This is a genomic window from Spirochaetota bacterium, assembly GCA_004297825.1.
Classification (GTDB): Bacteria; Spirochaetota; UBA4802; order UBA4802; family UBA5368; genus FW300-bin19.
This window is the reverse complement of record SCSX01000051.1, coordinates 21,552-40,139: the sequence shown is the minus strand read 5'-3', so window position 1 is coordinate 40,139 and position 18,588 is coordinate 21,552. Positions and strand designations below refer to the sequence as shown.

The 18,588-nt window shown below is 60.0% G+C and carries 10 protein-coding genes; 4 read left to right on the top strand and 6 right to left on the bottom strand.

Going from position 1 to position 18,588, the window contains the following annotated elements; genetic code table 11:
* Positions 1 to 6: 6 nt before the first annotated feature.
* Positions 7 to 2,148, bottom strand: a complete 2,142-nt coding sequence (locus EPN93_10635) for a hypothetical protein (protein TAL35339.1) — start codon at positions 2,146 to 2,148, stop codon at positions 7 to 9.
* Positions 2,132 to 4,900: a HAMP domain-containing protein gene (locus tag EPN93_10630; protein TAL35338.1), complete on the bottom strand. Its 2,769-nt coding sequence runs from the start codon at positions 4,898 to 4,900 to the stop codon at positions 2,132 to 2,134. Before EPN93_10630 ends, EPN93_10635 begins: the two co-directional genes overlap by 17 nt.
* Before the next feature lie 244 nt (positions 4,901 to 5,144).
* Here EPN93_10630 and EPN93_10625 point away from each other — a divergent pair, with 244 nt between their 5' ends.
* The 3 genes from EPN93_10625 to EPN93_10615 all read left to right on the top strand — a co-directional run bounded on the left by EPN93_10625 (position 5,145) and on the right by EPN93_10615 (position 9,551).
* Positions 5,145 to 5,846, top strand: coding sequence for a response regulator transcription factor (locus tag EPN93_10625; GenBank protein TAL35337.1), 702 nt, complete (start codon positions 5,145 to 5,147; stop codon positions 5,844 to 5,846).
* A complete protein-coding gene (locus EPN93_10620) occupies positions 5,839 to 7,146 on the top strand; it encodes a HAMP domain-containing histidine kinase (protein TAL35336.1) in 1,308 nt (435 codons plus the stop codon). Before EPN93_10625 ends, EPN93_10620 begins: the two co-directional genes overlap by 8 nt.
* Positions 7,147 to 8,015: 869 nt before the next feature.
* Positions 8,016 to 9,551 carry a putative sulfate exporter family transporter gene (locus tag EPN93_10615; GenBank protein ID TAL35335.1) on the top strand — a complete coding sequence of 512 codons (1,536 nt, stop codon included), beginning with the start codon at positions 8,016 to 8,018 and terminating at the stop codon, positions 9,549 to 9,551.
* Positions 9,552 to 9,652: 101 nt separating this feature from the next.
* Here the strand turns inward: EPN93_10615 and EPN93_10610 are convergent, their stop codons facing one another.
* The 4 genes from EPN93_10610 to EPN93_10595 all read right to left on the bottom strand — a co-directional run bounded on the left by EPN93_10610 (position 9,653) and on the right by EPN93_10595 (position 17,207).
* On the bottom strand, positions 9,653 to 11,554 hold the full coding sequence (locus tag EPN93_10610; protein TAL35334.1) for an SDR family NAD(P)-dependent oxidoreductase: 1,902 nt from the start codon (positions 11,552 to 11,554) through the stop codon (positions 9,653 to 9,655).
* Between the two features lie 391 nt (positions 11,555 to 11,945).
* Complete coding sequence (locus tag EPN93_10605) at positions 11,946 to 14,054, bottom strand: acyltransferase (GenBank protein ID TAL35333.1); 2,109 nt, start codon at positions 14,052 to 14,054, stop codon at positions 11,946 to 11,948.
* A gap of 103 nt (positions 14,055 to 14,157) precedes the next feature.
* Positions 14,158 to 16,392, bottom strand: a complete 2,235-nt coding sequence (locus EPN93_10600) for a formylglycine-generating enzyme family protein (GenBank protein ID TAL35332.1) — start codon at positions 16,390 to 16,392, stop codon at positions 14,158 to 14,160.
* A gap of 134 nt (positions 16,393 to 16,526) precedes the next feature.
* Complete coding sequence (locus EPN93_10595) at positions 16,527 to 17,207, bottom strand: hypothetical protein (protein TAL35331.1); 681 nt, start codon at positions 17,205 to 17,207, stop codon at positions 16,527 to 16,529.
* A 243-nt stretch (positions 17,208 to 17,450) separates the two neighbouring features.
* On the opposite strand from EPN93_10595, the gene EPN93_10590 reads away from it, so the two are divergent.
* Positions 17,451 to 18,353: a hypothetical protein gene (locus tag EPN93_10590; protein TAL35330.1), complete on the top strand. Its 903-nt coding sequence runs from the start codon at positions 17,451 to 17,453 to the stop codon at positions 18,351 to 18,353.
* Positions 18,354 to 18,588: the final 235 nt, after the last annotated feature.

Here is an 18,588-nt window from a genome sequence, read left to right as displayed (position 1 = left end):
GGCTCTTCATTCCGTATAAAGCGTCTTAGGAACCTCGATCTTCGGTATCGTCTCCATCTTAGCGAGCGTTATCTTGAAGTTATACCCCGAAATCACGCTCTTGCGCAAAATATTCTGCATGCCGCCGGGCGCGTCGAAGGCCTGGATGGTCCAGTAGAACTCGCCCACGTCGAGCTTGTCGAGCTCGGTGAAGCTGGTTTCCAGGGCCCAGAGCTCCTTTTCATAGATATTCTGGAGCGCCCCCGCCTTTCTCTGGAAGAGCGCGACACGGTAGACGGTCGCGCCGTCTATGGGGCGCCACTTGAAGGCGAGGCTGTCCGAATCGCTCATATCCACGGTGTCGCCGCCCTTGGGCGAGTCCGCGACCGGGACCGCGAGCTGGGCGAGCACCTTGAAGGGCGGCGCGGCGCTCTTCATGAGCTCGCGTCCCGCCTCGTCGATAAGCTTCACGCGCCAGTAGTAATCCCCCGGCTCAAGGTCCGCGAACACCGCGGCGAAGCCGTCCACGGACGCCTCCCGGTATTTCGCGGTGAAGTCGTCGTCCCGCGCGATCTCCAGGGCGAAGCGTCCCCGCACGTCGGTCTTCTTCCAGATGAAGCTCGCGGAGGCGATGTTCTCGTTCTCGCGCGGCGGAATGCGCTGACCCGCCGCCGGGCTCACGAGCTCGATCACGTTCGAATCGGAGACCTGCAGGGAGCGCGGCTGCGAGGGGGCGGTCACCGAGTCCACGCCCGATACGCCCGCGACGCGCCAGAAGTAGGCCCCCTTGCCGAGCGCCCTGGGCATCTTGAGGAAATTGGCCTTACTGGCCGCCGTGAACACGACGTCGCTGAATTCACGGTCCTCCGCGACCGTGACCATGTACTCGGGTATCTCCCCGCTCTTGCGCCAGGTGAAGGTGACGGGCTCCTGGTCGAGCGCGATCTTGTTCATCGTCATGCCGTCCGGCGGGTAGATGAGCTCGACCGCGGGCATCTTCTCCGAGCGCTCGATCACGAACGAGCGCACGGGGCTGTCGTCCGCATAGCCCTCCCCGCCCACATTGATCTTGCGCGTAACGCGCCAGTACCAGGCGCCCGCTGCGAGCTTGTCGACGGCGATCCCGGGCTCGTCGAGCTTCATGGTCTTCAGGGGCGCGGAGAGGGCCGGGTCGTTTCCCATGACGAGGGTGTACCCGGAATCGTTCTCGCCCCTGGTCCACTTAAAGCTCACGAGCGGGGGCACGCTCACGTAGCTGAGGCGCGCGCCGTCCTGGGGCATGATCACGAAGAGCGGCTCATTCTTGATAAGGGAAAGCCTCCTGGTCTCGGAATATTCCATCTTCCGGTTCGCGCGGTTCACCGCGCGCACGCGCCAGTAGAATGAACCCGTCTGGAGCGTGAGGGCCGCGGCGTTCCCGAACGCCGGCTGCGAGACGAGCGGGACGGCGAACGCGGCGTCCCGCGAGGTCTCCAGGAAGACGTCGAAACCCTGGGGCACCGCCTCCCAGGTGAACACGACGTTCTGGAAATCGGCGGCGGAGAAGAGGTACTTCTGCGGCGCGGGGGCTACGAGCCGGATCGAGAGGTTGTACACCTGCACGCCCTCGTCCGTGGCGACCACGCGCTGGTTCTCGCCTATCGTGCTTTCCTTTCCGCCCGCGGCCAGGAGCGCGGATCCCTTGTTTAGAACTACGTTGAGCTCCTTGCCCTGGCCCTTGAAGAGGTTCACGTCCCCGTCGGAGAGCGTGAGATTGGAATCGGCGCTCTTGATGTTCAACTTGGAGAGTCCCTCCCCGCGCGATGCCTTGATGGACCCCTGGTTGAAATCCACGCTCACGGATTCCTTCGCGATCGCGATCATGATCATGCTGTTTTCGGCGAGCATGATCTCGGTGCCGTCCCTGAGTTTCACGACGGCCTCGGAGAGGTCGGCCGTGCGAATGGTGTCGTAGTTGTACACGGGGCTCGCCTGCTGGACCTCCTCCCACACGACGCGGGTGGAGTACTTGCGCTGGGCGACGCGCTGCTTGAAGGTGATGGTGCCCACCTCCTCCTGGCCGCCGGACGTTACGGCGCGGGTGAGGTCCACGTAGAAGAGCGTCGAGAAGGTCGCGACGATCGTGAGCCCCACGGCGGGGACCAGGAATGTGCTACTCAAGAATTTCATATTTCACTTCGCCCTCGTCCGTGCCGTGCCCCTGCCCGCCCGCGTAGGGTTTAATGGAAAGGAGCGCCCTGAGATCGAGAACCGATTGGGGCCGCGCGGGATCGTCCAGCCTGCCGAGCACGGCGTATATCTGCTGCGGTTCCTCTTTTCCCTTCACGCGGATCTTCTGCATGCGCTCCACGGCGTAGGTGTCCTTTACTATCTCATAAGCGTCCTGGGAGACCAGGATGTCGGTGCCGAAGGGCTTGTTGAGCGCCTCGATGCGCGAGGCGAGATTCACGGTGTCGCCTATCACCGTGTATTCCATGCGGTCCTGGGAGCCTATCTGCCCCGCGAGCACCGGACCCGTGTTGATGCCGCAGCCGATCGAAATGATGGGCTTGTGGTCCGTGCCGCGCGTCAGATTGTACTCGATGAGCTCGCGGCGCATCATGAGCGCGCAGTCGAGCGCGTTCACGGTGTCGTTCCCGTGGGACACAGGCGTGCCCCAGATGGCCATGATGGCGTCGCCGATAAACTTGTCCACGACCCCGTGCGTCCCGTTCACGCAGCCCACCATGCGCGAAAGGTACTCGTTCAGGAATTCCACGACCTCCTCCGGCTCGAGCGTTTCCGAGATCGCGGTGAATCTCCGGATGTCGCTAAAGAGCACCGCGACGTTCTTGCGCTCGCCCCCCAGCGCCAGGTCCCCGCGCATGGCCGCCTCGGCGATCTCCTTGTTCACGAACTTCCCGAACGCGGCCTTGATCTTCTCGCGCTCCTCCAGGCCCCGCCCCATCTCGATGAAGGAGCTCGTGAGCTCGCCTATCTCGTCGCGCGTCGTGGGGCGTATGTCCACCTGGTAGTTCCCGTCGCGGATAAGCTTGGTCGCGTCGACCAGGCGCACGATGGGGGTCGTGATCGACTTCCCGAAATAGAATATGACCATGACCCCCACGGTGAGGACGATGATCATGAGGTAGATGTTCCTGCGCTGGATGTTGTAGACCTCTTCGAGCGCGCGCTGCTCCTCCACCGTGGTGATGACGCCGCAGGCCCCGATCCCCGTCTTCTGGAAGGACCCGATGTGGAACACCCCGTTCTCGTCGCGGTAGCGCGTCTTGCCGTTCACGGAATTGCCGGTCATCATCATCTTGACGATGGGCAGGTCTATGAAGTTCCCGCCCGAGACCACGATGTTCACGTCCGGGTGCGCGATGATATCGCCCTGGTCGTTCACCATGAAGGCCTGCGTCACGTCGCCCCTGGTCTCGAACGCCTTCTGGATGTTCGCGAGGGACACGAAACAGATCATGATGGAATTCACGCGCCCCGCCGGGTCGCGCTCCTCGGGCATGCACAGCGCCATCACCGGCGCCGAGAAGGACTGCGAGACGTTGTGTATGATAAGCTCACCCGTGAACGAGCGCGCGAGGGTCTTCCCGTTCGCGGCCGCGGCCGCCTCGATCGCCGGACGCGTCACCTGGAGCCGGGCGAGGAGATCGTCGTTGGAAAGCTGCCGGTCGAAACGCACGCCCTCGCCCTCCGGGGAGCGTTGCGCCGTGGAGGCGAACATGATGTCCTGGTCCCCGCGGATGGGCGAGTCGGCCGGGTCCGCGCCGGGGCGCGCGGCCGAGATGTCGATGAGGCGCGCGCGCTTGATGATCGACTCGAAGTCCGAGGAGACCTTGAGCGCGAGGACCTCCGCGAGTTTGACGCTCGCCTCGTCGACCTGGATCCGGTTGTAACGGCTGAAGAAGTAGGTCGCGACGAAGATCATGCCCGAGAGCGAGACCGCGATGATGATCGAGATGATTGAAATGAGCTTGAACTGGAGTGAGCGGTAAAAGGGTGCGGCATGCGCTGCCCCGTTCGCCGGGAGCGGCGCCGGGGATACCGGACGTGCAGGCTTCACCTGCTTTACCCGGCGCTCTTTCCTGCGCTTTGGGGCGGGCACCTCCTCCGCCTGTACCTCGGGGATGCCCTCATCCGCGGATGACAGTGCGGTTTCCGCAGGGGTCAGAGCCTCTTGCGCGGTGGGTGCCGGCGCAGGGGTCAGAGCCCCATCCACGACGGGCGCCGGTACAGGGGTCAGAGCCTCTTTACCCGCGGGCGCCTTATCGGTGCCCGGCGTCTCCTTGCGGACGAGCCTTCGTGCAGCCGGAAGCGCGTCCAGGATGGGGGTGAGACGCTCCTCTCCCAGTGCGGGCGCCTGGAGCACATCGAGCGTCACTTCGCGAAGGGTATCGGACCCCCATGCCTCCTCCCCGCCCCGGTTCAGGTTCAGGTAGTCCCCGAAATGGTAGACATACCCCCCCTCCTCGTCCGGGGCCCTCCGGCCCCCGCGCAGGCAGTGCGCCATGTCGATCGCCCCCGGTGCGTCGACCCCCGCGGCCACGTAGGCGCAGGCGACCACGGTGGGCGCGTGGCTGCGGCCGTAGGAAATGAGGAGCGTATTGGAATCCCGAAGGGACGCGAGAAGGTCGTCGGCGGCGTTGCGCATGGAGGTGAACCCGCCGATATCGAGCGCCTCGATATGGTCGGAGTATGCCGCGATCCCCTCCTGGCGCAGGAGGGCCGTGAGCGCCCGGTAGCGGTCGGCATGGACGGGCGCGGAGGTAATGATCACGGCGTTGCGCGCCCCGGCCGCGTGCGCGCGCTCCAGCACGGTCCGCGGAAGCCCCGCGGGCGTGGACGGATCGTCCGCCATGGGGAATTCGAAGTACAGTATGCGGCGGGCGCGGGAAATGGCGACGGTGCTCATTATGGGCATGTCCTCTTCGGGGCGCTCATTGTGCCGCCCGGGTCGATCATCGATTAATACTAATATCGCTTAGTGTCAAGGAATCTTCAATATTATTTGTAACGGTTCGCCCCGCCCGCGCGCCCCGGCCCCCGAAAAAGTCCTTGAAGCCCGCGCCGGACATGCCTATATTCCCGTGAAAGGTACGACTCCCTCCTCCGGCTGTCTTTTCACGGCGGGGAGGGGTCCGATACTCTTACGCCGCCGGGGGACCATGCCCAGGGACATTCTCATCATAGACGACGACAAGAAGCTCGCCGGTCTCCTCACCGAGTACCTCGCGAAATTCGAGCTCCGCTGCCGCGCGGCCCACACCGCCGGGGACGGGCTCGCCCAGATCGCGCACGCCGTCCCGGACCTCGTGATACTCGACGTGATGCTTCCCGGCATGGACGGCTTCGAGGTGTGCCGGCGGATACGCGCCTCCCATACCGTCCCCGTCATCATGCTCACCGCCCGCGGCGAGCTCGCCGACCGCGTCGTGGGTCTCGAGATGGGCGCCGACGACTATCTTCCCAAGCCCTTCGAGCCGCGCGAGCTCGTGGCGCGCATCCAGTCCGTGCTCCGGCGCAGCTCCCCCCGCGCATCATCGCGCATCGCGCGCTTCGCCGGGCTCGAGATCGACTACCACAGCCGCGCGGTGCACGTGGACGGTAACCCCGTGGAGCTCACGGCCATGGAGTTCGGCGCGCTCGCGGTCTTTACGCGCAATTCCGGGATCGCGCTCGACCGCGACCGCATATTCGAGCTGTTGAAGGGATTGGACGACGATTCCTACGACCGGTCCATCGATGTGCTCGTGAGCAGGCTGCGCCAGAAGCTGGGCGACGATCCTAAGGCCCCGCGCTTTCTCCGGACCCTGCGCGGCACGGGCTACATGTTTATCGGCGGGGAGGACGGGGGCGCACATGGATAGAAAGGGCGTCTTCCGAAAGCTCCGCGGCTCGCTCTTCGCGCGGCTACTCGCCGTCATCGTGCTCCTGGGCGTCGTCATCAACCTCGCCGTGGGGGCGTTCTTCCGCACGCATTTCGCCTACCGCGGCCGTGCCGTCTTCGCGCGCAACATGAGCGCGTACATCGGGTACCTCGTCCGCGATATCGGCCTCCCGCCCGACCTGGGCGTCGCCGAGAAGCGCGCATCCGATCTTCTTCTATATATAAGCATCTCCGGCAGGGGCGTCGAGTGGACGAGCCCCGGCGGCACCCCCGCCGACCGGCGCACCCTGGAACGCCTGCGCCCGTTCGGCGAGGGAAAGGCGGGCGTTCACCTCGGTCGGATGGTCTACGTCGTCGAGAAGGAGGGCTACACCTTCGTGTTCGTCCCGCGCGGGGACGCCGCCCCCGACGAGTTCGACGCCTCGCTCTTGCTGCTCATCGCGCTCCTGTGCGCGGCGCTCGCCGGGACCTGGTTCGCGATACGCCGCATCCTGGGTCCCCTCACGCTCATCGCCCGGGGGGTGCGCGAAACCGCGCGCGGAAATTTCGACAATGCCCTCCCCGTCCGCGGCGCCGACGAGCTCGCCGCGCTCTCGGATTCCTTCAATTCCATGAACACGACCATTGCGCGGATGCTCCGCTCACGTGAGCAGCTCCTCCTGGACGTGAGCCACGAGCTCCGCTCGCCGCTCACGCGGCTGCGCCTCGCCTGCGAACTTATCGACGATCCAAATGCGCGCGCCGGCATCCTCGATGATGTGAACGTGCTCGAGGGCATGGTCCGCGAGCTCCTTGAAAGCGAACGGCTCGACCACCCGGCGGGTGCCGTTATGCGCGAACCGGTGGATATCTCCGCCCTGGTCCGCGAGGCCGCGGCGACGGCGGCGGGGGGCCGATACGCGTTGGGCCAGGAGGGCGCACCTCCCCCCGCGGTACGTGGCGACAGGGAGCGCCTGGGCATCGTGTTCCGGAACGTCATCGAGAACGCCGTGAAGTTCACCCCGGCGGACGGGCCCCCGATCTCGATCGCGATCTCGCATAACGAGGATTCCATCGTCGTGGAGGTGCGCGACGGCGGCCCGGGCATCGGCCCGGAAGACCTCCCCTTCATTTTCGAGCCCTTCTACCGCGCCGACCGGGCCCGCTCTCACGAGCGCGGCGGCTACGGCCTGGGCCTGTACCTGTGCAAGCGGATCGTCGAGGCGCACGGGGGGAGCATCGAGGCGACGAGCGCGCCGGGCAAGGGGACGGCGATCAGGGTGAGCCTTCCGGCGGGGTGAGTTGTTAATGAGGTATTATCTACAATTTTATATTGACAGTATATATCTGTAGGGGATTGAAGAAGCTCATCGCCCTCGAACGTGAGTCGCCCCGCTCCGCGGCGTGGAACGTTTCCGGGATGCTCATTTTTCGCGGCGACGACGCGCCCGACTTTGGCGGAATACGCTGCGTCAACCACCTGCGGTTCATTGAGGAATTTACGGGACAGGACTCGAGTGAACCGGCGAAATAAACGGATGACGAATTAATTCCAATAACGGTTTTTCGAACGAACCGCGCCGGAATCGAATCATGTCCCGGGACCTGCTTTCCCCGCCGGGCAGCCACATAAACCGTGAAGACCGCCCGTGACGTCCCGTACAGGTCCCGGCTTCTTGTTCGCAATGATGGCCATCGATCCGGTCAAGGCTCCTGCGGCGTCATTCATGATCATGATTGTCCAGGCCCTATTTATCGCCGCCGCCAAGGACACGTGTCAACATTTAATCCTGCCTGTACCTGCCCCGCGCCTGAACGGAGCGTATCGGCGCCGGCCCGGCCCCTCCGTATTCCCTTGACCATTACCCCTATCACAAAAACTGCCTCAGGAGCCCCCCTAAATCCCCCGAAGGGGGACTCCAGCAATCGGCAAAATATGCAATTTTCTACCATTGGCAGATGTCGTTGCCCCCCGCCGGGGGTATAGGGGGCGTTTTTAACTTGTGGGTAATGGGTAGCCGTATTCCCGGGAGGATGCTGCGTGTGAATAGTACTTGCATTTCCCGGTGAGGGTTCTATTAAATAAGCATGCTTATCACGTCAATCAACGACTCAAACAAGTCTCATACACTCGTATTCATGAAGCTCAACTATTCCAGGAGGGTACTTTATGGACGATAAGAAAGTCGAAAGTCGGTGGAAAAACCTTATCAAATCCGACGATTGGATGTCGGTCTGGATCGGATTCCTGGTCCTGATCGTCTTCATGGTCGGTCTCACGTTCCAGTCTCCAAAGTGGAAATGGGTGACCGACGGGTCTTTCCAGGAAAAAATCGAGAAGTGGGCGCCCAAGGCGGACGGGCTGGCAAAAGATGCCGACACCAAGAAAGAGGATGCGCTGGCAACCGAAGCCAAAGCGTTGAAAACGGCGCTTGACGCCAAGGACCGGAAGGCCATCGGCGAAGCCGCGAAGAAATTCGAAGCGGCCGCGAAGGGCGCGAAGGACGGCGATCTCAAGAAGAAGGGCGAAAAGCTCGGCAAGGATATCGCCGGAACGGCCGGTGCGACGGTGAGCAAGGTATTCTCGGCGCAGAACATGCTGCCTGCCCTGTATCTGCTGGCCGGACTCTGGGTGCTCGGCATGATCGGCATGCTCCTGATGGGCCTGCCGGCCGGAAAGTTCGCCGGAGGTTTCCCCATAATCTTCATTCTGTCGGCGCTCGCCTTTTTCATCGCCGGCAATGATATTATCAGCTATTACGGCCTCGAGGTCGTTTTCTGGGCTCTTATCTTCGGATTGCTTATAAGCAACACGATCGGCGTGCCCGAGTGGCTCAAGACCGCGGTCAAGACCGAGTTCTTCATCAAGATCGGCCTGGTCATGCTCGGGGCCGAGGTCCTGTTCACGACGATCGTCACGGTCGGCGCATACGGCATGATCCAGGCCGTGGTGGTCATCGCGGCGGTGTTCTACGTCTGCTACTGGCTCGCCAAGAAGCTCGGGCTCGACGATGAATTTGCCTCCATCCTTGCCTCCGCGGTATCGATCTGCGGCGTTTCGGCAGCGATCGCCGCAGGCGGCGCGGTCAAGGGCGACTCCAAGAAAGTAAGTCACACCATTTCCCTCGTGCTCCTTATGGCCGTACCCATGCTGATCCTTCAGCCCCTCATAGCCAAGTGGGTCGGGATGTCACCCGCGGTCGCCGGGGCGTGGATCGGGGGAACGATCGACACCACCGGGGCGGTGGTCGCCGCCGGGGCGATAGCGGGCGATAAGGCCATGTCGGTCGCGATCGTCGTCAAGATGGCGCAGAACGTGCTCATCGGCGTCGCCGCGTTCGGGCTCGCCGTGTGGTTCTCCATGAAGCAGGGATCCGCCACCGGTGAGAAACCCGGGATCAGGGAGATATGGTCCCGCTTCCCAAAATTCGTCCTGGGTTTCATCATCGCATCGGTTTTCTTCTCATTCTTCATGACCGAGGCCAGCGCGAAAGCCGTCACGGATATCACGAAGGAAATCCGGGTATGGTGGTTTACCCTCGCGTTCCTGTGTATCGGCCTCGAAACCAAGTTCAAGGAGCTTGTCGCGATGGGCGGGGGCAAGCCGGCGCTCGCGTTCTCGGTGGCGCAGCTCTTCAACATCGTCTGGACGCTGATAATCGCCTACCTGATCTTCGGCGGAATACTTTTCCCGGTTCCCCTGTAGGCATCGCTTATTTGAAACAGAAAACGGCGGACACGAGTTGTCCGCCGTTTTTATTTATGGTTCCGATACTACTGAAGGGCAATTCGTGCCGGTACCGACGATCAAATTCCGTACAGGTACGGGCATACCTTGCAGCCTTCCAGCGGCTCCGGCATGCCTTTCCTCGCCTCTTCCATGATCTGCCTGAGGTACTGGAGCGAGGGTTCGCGGTCATACCCGGCGATCCTGCGATTGAATGATTCGTACCTCTCCTCGAAGCGTGTCCGGTACAATATGCACGAAGGCGTTTCCCACAGCGAATCGAGCTCGTCGGCGGGAAGCGCGCCGTAGTGGACAGACGGCATTACGACCTCCTTCCCGAGCCAGGTCGTCGCACCGCCGTACGCGAGGTTGATGCACGGCGAAACGCGCCCGTCATAGCGCACGAACACCGACGACCGCGGGTCCTGCGCGCAGACCGGCTGCTCCTCGGGAACGAACGAAAATCCGGATACCTCCACCTCCAGGCGCTTTCCAAGCCTGCGGGCTTTCGACACCATCTTCTCGTAGCGCCGGACCTCCCGGTTTCGCGTGCCGCCGAACAGCCCGAATCCCCTGCCCGACTCGCCGCGGATGACGTCGCACTGCTTGAAGGTGATCCGGTCGAACGAGTACCGTGCGGCAAGCCGCACCATGTCGTCGAGCTGGTGGATGTTGTCGTTCATCATGACGAAAATGATGACAAGACGCGGGCGGCCTCGTTTTTTCAGCGACGCGAGTGCTTCCATGTTTTCGATGAGACGGTCGAAGCGCGCGCCTTTTCGGATCGAATCATACACCGCACCGGTCGCACCGTCGATCGACAGCGCGATCCAGTCCACGCCGGCATCGACGATGCCCCGGGCGCGCTCTGCCGTAAGGAGGCTGCCGTTTGACAGGAATCCCGTCACGCAGCCCGCGCCGTGCGCCTCCGCGATCCACGAAGGGAGATGGGGATTCATGAGCGCCTCGCCGCCTCCCGAAAAGTCGATCGACGCGACGTCGCCCAGGTGGGGGCGGAGCGCGGCCCACACCTCCTCCTTCATGAGGCCCTCGCTTCCCGCCGCGGCGCGGACCTGGTCCCACGGGCACATGATGCAGCTTAGGTTGCACGCGATCGAGGTCTCGACCTGCCAGAGACGCCAGCGCCGCGCGCGGAAAGTACCTCCTCCCCCTTCCCCGTCCAACACCCTTTTCCTGAGCGGTTCGAGCCTGCGCTCCACCCTGCGCGGCCACAGGAGCGAGAGTACCGCCATGGCACGGCCGCTCCGGTCGAGCCATTTTTCGCCGGGCATTCCTTTTGACGCTTCGAAAACCTCGCGCGCCACCTCGTCCCGCGGATCGCCACAGGTTTCCCGCGGACAAATCCGGTCCCGGCCCGGCTCCCTGAGCGCGTTCTCCTCGAACGCCGTGGCCGCCGTTCCCGGGTAGATATTTATGACATCGACGCCCGTTCCGGCCAGCTCAAGGCGCATGGTGTTCATCATGATGGCGAGCGCCGACTTGCTCCCGCCGTACGACCCGTTCGTGACTATGGGCACCCGTCCGGCGAAGCTCACGACGTTCACGATTCGGCCGGAGCCCCGCGCCTTCATGCCGGGAATCAGCGCGCGCGCAATCGCGAGCGGGGCGAACATGTTGACTTCGAAAAGATACCGCAGGCGCTCCTCGTCCGCCTCATCCATCGTCGCGAAATAACCGAGACCGGCGTTGTTCACCACGACATCGATGCGCCCGTAGATCGATTCGGCCTCGCGCGCGAGGCGAGGCCCTTCCCCGGTGACGGAAAGATCCGCCATAACGATCTCCGCGCGCTCCGGGTTGGCGAGCGCTGCACGCAACTCTTCGAGCGCCGTGCGGGACCGCGCGGAAAACACGAGGCGCGCCCCGGCCTGTGCGAGCATGCGCGCGAGCGAGGACCCCAGCCCGCCGGTTGCGCCGGTCAGGAGTACGATCTTGTCATTATAGTCGAATTTTTTTCTCATGAATCCTTACGTCATGCGGTTGGTCGAGGCTGTCATGATTCTATCGAATACGCGGGCGGGAAATTAGTTTAGCGGGCCGCCCATTCCCGCCTGATGACGCCTAGTTCTTCATCGATTTGCTTTTTAGATCCTCGCGCCGCGCCTCGAAATTTCCTGGGATCGAATTCCTTATGTTTTTTCAAGGATATCGCGATTTCAAGCTGCTGATGCTCGAATTCCGGGGGGATGGAAATTATTCCTTTCAGTCTATCCGCAGGCACCGTGACCGTATATTTGTTCATTCACCGTCTCCTATATCTATATATACGAATAAAGGCATTGTTTTTCAAATCTTTTTTAATAATGTCAAAGATACGCCAAGAGAATGGAATAAGAGTAAGAACCAGTTGTATCACCGTTCTTGTTTAATCTGGAATACTTCCTCCATCCTCTTCCCAATATACGGCGCCAGGGTCCGCGCATAGCTCCCCGTAATATGATCGCCGTCGCGGTAGACGAGCACGTTCCCGATCACGACCGGGCAGTTTCCGCCTTCACAGAAAAACTCGGTGAGATCCAAAAGCTCCACAAGCGGCATGCGCGACGCCTCGATGAGCGGGTCGTCGTGGCGGTCAAGCGCCCACTCCCGGGTGTGGTCGCATCTGCCCGTAGTATCACGGTTCATCGCCACACACGAGGGGACGTCATAGATCGGACGCGGGTTGTCGCGGATCACGAGTACGCGGATTCCCTTTGCGGTGATTCGTCCCCAAAACGAACGGTATCCCGCGACTATTTCCTGCGTCCCCGGCACCATGTAGACTTCGTTGTAGATGTTGGGCATGCCGCCCGTCGTGACGACGAGGTCGGGCTTAAGCTCGATAATGAGCCTGGTCGCATCCGCCTTCCAGCTTTCGCAGTCCGGTTTCACGAGCCCCGTCGCGCGCACGCTGGTCGGCGCGTCGCAGGGAAGGCACGCCGATTTCTGGAGAACCACGATGCGCCAGTGGTTCCGGTCGGCGAGCCGCTCCATCGCGGGAAGGTACTGGACCGCGTGAGAATCGCCCAGAAGCACGATCGTGCGTTTCCCGCCCGGCTCTCCGTATTCGCACGGGCTCGCCGTCATGGTCTGGCGCGCGTCGCAGCCGTCCTCGTAGACGGAGGGCGCGTCCTTCCTCGCGACCAGGGGATCGGGACGGAGCGCGGCGCCGGGACGACCGGGCCTCCGGTGCGCGGGATCGAGCGCCGCCGCGCCGGGATAATCAGGGTCCTCGACGAGGAGCGCGTCCAGCTCCTGTTTCGCGGCGCGTTCCGTCTCATTCTGCACCGCGATGCGATGACAGGAGAAGAACACGACGGGCACGATGAACAGCGCAGCCAGTATATAGGGAACCGGGCGTTTATGAAGGCGCAGGAAGCGCGCCACGGCCCCGCGCCGGAATGGATCCTCGACCACGTGCTTGGAGAGCGCGCCGATAAGCAGGGAAAGCAGCACGGGCACTACCCCGCCCTTGAGCGCGGTGGCAAGGCCGGAACCGGCATGCTCCGCCCACAGCGGGAGAAACAGTATCAGGGGCCAATGCCACAGGTAAACCGAATACGAGATGTCCCCCAGGTACTGCGCCGGTTTCCAGGCGAGGAAACGGGCGGGCGAATATCTTCCGCCCTGCCCGGCCGCGATCACCGCGAACGCGCCCAGGGTGGGTACCAGGGCGATCCAGCCGGGAAACGCCATGTGCAGAGTGAACGCGACGCCCGAGACGAGGATGGCGAGCAGCCCGGTCCACGAAAACGCCGTGCGGAGCCGGTTGGAAAGGCGAACCGAGGGCATTATCGCGGCGAGCACCCCTCCCAGGGCCAGCTCCCAGACGCGCGTCGTCGTCACGAAGTACGCCGCCGCGGAGCCGGAGTAGGTGAACAGGATGCAGTGCAACAGCGATCCCAGAAACACCATGAGCGCGGCAAGCCCGAATACGAAGCGCCGCCGTTTTTCGAAAATGCGCGTTATGAGAAATGCCAGCACGGGCCATACGAGATAGAACTGCCCCTCTATGGAAAGGGACCAGTAATGCTGCACCGGTGAGGGATCGGCCCCGCGTTCGGCGTACGAGACGGACTGCGCGGCGAGCGTCCAGTTCACGACATACAGCGCCGCGCCGATAATCTGCCATCCCGTGGCGATCCACCGCGTGGGGGGGAGGAACTTTACAACGAGCGGGAGTATGATCATGAGCACGACCGCCGCGGCCGGGACCAGGCGCCGGATACGGCGGCCCCAGAATGCCGGCAGGTCGATGGCCCCCCGACGGTCCGATTCGTCGAGCAGCAGTCCGCTTATCAGGAACCCGGAAAGGACGAAGAAGACATCCACGCCCACGAGGCCCCCCGACAGGGCGGACGGCCACATGTGATAGAAGAGCACGAGCAGGACGGCGACGCCGCGCAGGCCCTGGAGCTCGGGACGGAATTCCTTGTCCGCATCGGTTTTAGTCATCGAGTTTTCCTTGAAATCCTGGTCCATTCGGGATTCACATCCCTGGTATTCGAAGGGGCGCGGCGCGCTCCGGAAAAAAAGTTCTTGGGAAGGATTTCAGAGAGCGGAGGCGAGGTCAAATAGAATTCAATCAGGGGCCCGGACTCACGATTCGAAAACCAATATCACCACCTTTGCTGTTTGGATCGCTCCAGTGTCGATATGCCGAGCGTGTAATTACGTCGTGGCTGCCCCACGAGCCTCCACGCAAAATTCTATATTTTCCATCAGCCGGACCTTGTGGATTTTGTTCCGGACTGTCACTGTAGTATTTGTCACCATACCAGTCACCGCACCATTCCCAAACATTTCCGTTCATGTCGTAGAGTCCCCATATGTTTGACCTTCTGGTACCTACGGGGTGTGTTTGCCTGCCTGAGTTTCCGGAATACCAGCAGTACTCGCCGTCCATCTCATTTCCCCAGAAGTACGTATTCTGCCCACCGGCATTACAGGCGTATTCCCATTCGGCCTCGCTCGGAAGCCTCACGACCATATTATACTTTGCACTCCATATATCGCAAAATGACTTCGCGTCGCTCCAGTTGATAAAGTGAACTGGATAGTCGTCACCTATTCCATAATTCGAATTGTTACAAGGGTCGACTCCAATGGTTGAACGGTATTGCTTCTGGGTCAGTTCGAATTTACTCATCCAGAAATCCTTTACCGCAACCCGGTGCTGCGGTTTTTCATTGAGATTAGCTCCCCCCATAATATAAATTCCTCCCGGTATAAACACAAACTCAATATCACCGATCGTTTTAACTTTGATGTTCAATGGATTTATCGTGCGTATTCCAGAGCTTGTTTTTTCCGCTTGTAACTGTCGTGACAATCGCTTCTCGGCAATATTGGTATCCCAGGCTTCAGGCATATCATCGCGAGTGATTTCATCCGTTCCAATTACCCTTGAAATAGTGTTAAACGCGGCGACGGCTTCGCGTGTTGCGAAAACTTGAAAAGTCCCGGTAATAAGTTTTCGCGCTTCTTTAAGCGCGCCCTTCGCTTCCGATGTCTCATCTTTGAAGTTATAGAATTCAGCCAGGTCGGCGAGAGTTTTTATTCGATTCTGAACAAAGCTTCTACCTGTTCCATTGACTGTTCTGGTTTTTTCAGAAAGTTTTGCGGTTATTTCCAACTTAGCCGCCTCGTCGCGAACGCGATTTCCGTATGAGCGTCCCTTTTGATAACTTTCCAGCGCGTCTGCAAATCGGTATTCGTGATAATGGACGTCTCCCTGCTTTTCGAACAGCACTACCATTGCTTTGCACGCGGCATCTTCGCGTCCCTCGATCGTTTTCAATATTCCGGAAATCGCATCACCCCGTGCATAAGCCGGAATGTCAGCAATTATTCTTTGGCGAACCTTGCCGTATTCTTCCAATATATTCTCAAGAAACGATTCATCGGCTTTCATCTCGGATTGTAATGCGCTATCGACCTCTTCTATTTCCGCCTTATAAAGCATCGCGTACGATGCATCGGCACGTCGCTTCGCACCTTCGGTAAATTCCGCCATCTTCTTCTGGCTTTCTTCCGTGAGCTTGGAACGGATACGATCGAGTATTGACACGTATTGTTTGGCTGCTTTTTTGTAGTTACCGTCTTTAAACAGTATATCGCCTTCCTGCATGAGTTCTTTCGTGTAGCCAAGTATTTTTTGTACGGATTCATCGGTAGAATTGAAATTTAGAACGGTGATATCAACACCCCTTTGCGTATCCACCTCGATCCCTTTTAAGGAAATTGCGCCCTTAAATACCTCCTCGCGGGGTTTCTTCATTGTATACGCAGGGTCGACAAGTTTGGCCGCCGCCTCGCGTACAAAATGAGGAAGAAGCTTCTCTGTAAAACCCTCCTTAACCATCGATTTCGTGCTGATGGCAAAGGACTTTGGATCGCGTGTGAGGCAGTTCAGGACGAGCGTGAGATTCCCTCCCTCTCCGCGTAAATCTCCGTAAATGATTTCATCGGCGTTGATTGCGTCTGCAATCTGCTGAATACAGGACTCCGCGCCGCAGCCGGCGATCATGATTTTTTCGGCCTGTTTGTACATCACCTTCACTGCTTCGTCATCCATTACATAATATTCATGCCCATACCGCTCTATGATTGCGAGTTTAAGGCCTTCGCGCACCTCTGCCGCCAGTTTCAATGGAACCCCGTCTGTCTTTACAGTGGAAATATACAGTTTTTTCTTGGCGTCTCCTGCATGTGCTTTACGATATTCCACGCTCCCTGCGAGCAAAGATAGTAATAGCACCAGGCAAAAAGAAGTCATACGCCTTCCGGGCAGCGGACTCGTTCCCAACGACAATTTCATCAGTGAATCCTCATTCCAATCGATAATATATTTTATGCTGACCGATATAATTCATGAAAGAAAATGAAAATCAAGAATAAAACCGCTCCTCTAAATCCGCATGAAAAGCAACGCGCCCCGTCATACGGCGGGTGTTATCGGTACACCGGCATTCCGGCCGCGAGCATGTCCTTGAACCGCGCGTCCTCCGGATCGAGCGCGCACTTCGCGATCGTCATCATGGGAAAGAGCACCTTGAGCCGGGCCTTCTGTCCGTCGATATACACGTACACGATGTCATGCGGCCTCACCTGCGCCATGGATGCGGAGGCGATCACGACGAGATCCCCCTTGACCTGGTATATCTTTCCCAGGAGCCGGTCGATCTCCTTCTTTCCCGCGTCGTCCCTGCGCGCGGCCGCCGCGACGCCGGTCATGAGCTTTTTGCACTTGAATTCGCCGGAGTTGGTGTTGTCGTCCAGCCTCCATTTTCCCGCGAGGTATTCGCCCTTGAGCGTCCCTATCGAGGCGATCACGGTGGTCTTGTTGGAGGGAATCGTGTACATGTAGGAGAGCGTTTTGCCGTCCCACGACGAGGACTGGATGGAAAATTCCTCAGCGCTCTGGCTGTCGATAACCGCCGCGACCCTGTACCCGCCGTTTTCCGCGCGCACCGTGACGAGGTCGCCCCACTTGACGTCCTGCCATACTCCCTCGATCGACGCGCCCTCGTCCAGGCGATCGAGCGGCACCGCCGTCGAAGTCGCCATGCAGGCGTTCATCGAGGCGATAGAGAGGATAACGACTAATTTAATCAGCGTGTCCGATATTTTCATAGAGTCTCCCCAAAGCCGTTATGCGCGAATGGATGCCGATTCATCTCGCGGCGATTTCACGGCGCATACTGCGACGTACGCACTCCGCGATTCGGACTTCACTCCCGTGTCCGATACCGCCTCGAACGAAGCCGATGCCGCGTTTTCCCGGAAACGGCGCTCGTCCTTCCGGAAAATAATTGACATACGGAAATGAATAGAATATCAACTTATTAAAATCAAACACTTTTCAGGAGTTTAATCATGAGGAAAGCATTAATCTTATTCTTCGCCGCATTGCTGATAGTATCCGGCTGCGCCACGCTCAGCAAAAGCGACATTCCCGCACCGGCCGATCTCGTCAAGCTTGAACCGCAGAAGATAGACATCGCCTACGACGTGATGCTGCTCAGGGTGGATCTCCAGCGGCAGTTTACCTCGCACACGAGGACCGTCAGCTCGACCGACTCGAAGGGGCAAACCACGACCCGCACCGAAACCTACCAGGTGCCCGTGCCGTATCATTACTTGGGCGTCGATATGGGCAACGGCCTCTTCCTGGACGCGAACATGAACCTTTCACTCAACCTTTTCCAGCTCCTGGGGATCAGGAAGGACCAGGACTTCACGATCGTACGCAAGGGGCGCGGATTTTTCTCGTCCGATACGAAGTTCATCAAGGAAGGATCGAAGCTCACGATCGATTTCGGCGGCCTCTTCTCGTCGAAGACCGAGATCGAAATGAAGGATAACAACGCCCGCTTCAAGGGCGGGATACTCTCGAGCGACCAGGATATCACCGTCGAAAACGACAGGATCACCTACGATCCGCACGGCATGTTCGAGGGGTGGTCCAAATCACAGATAGTGAACGTGGGGTCCGGCGCGAGCATCCCCGGCTTCTGGAAGGACACCATGATCAACAAGAACAAGGACGGCTCGATCAACCTCGGGGAAGCGCTCGTAGTCCGTCACGAGGGAAACAAGGTGGTATTCAAATACGCCGGCTGGTTCGGCACCGAGCACGTCTTTACGATGGTCCGGACGAACAACAAGATCGTTTATTATGACGACAACATGAACGGCGTGATGATCGAGATCGCGAGCGACCGGGTGAAGACGAAGTCGAGCGGCGGGGAAGAGGAGTTTATCATCACGAAGAAATAGAGTGGATTGGGCGTGCCCTCGCAAGGGGTTGCCTGTCGGAAAAGAGAGAGGCCATACCCTCTCTCTTTTATTTTTCCCGCTGTTTCGCACGGATTACCCGGGACCCTGTAATGTCATACGAACGATCGCCTCTCGCCCCCCATTTCGACCAAAATTTTATAAAAAAACCATTGACACCAATTGGCCACTGAATATAGTTCACATATTGAATATTATTCAATACTTGATCCCCAGT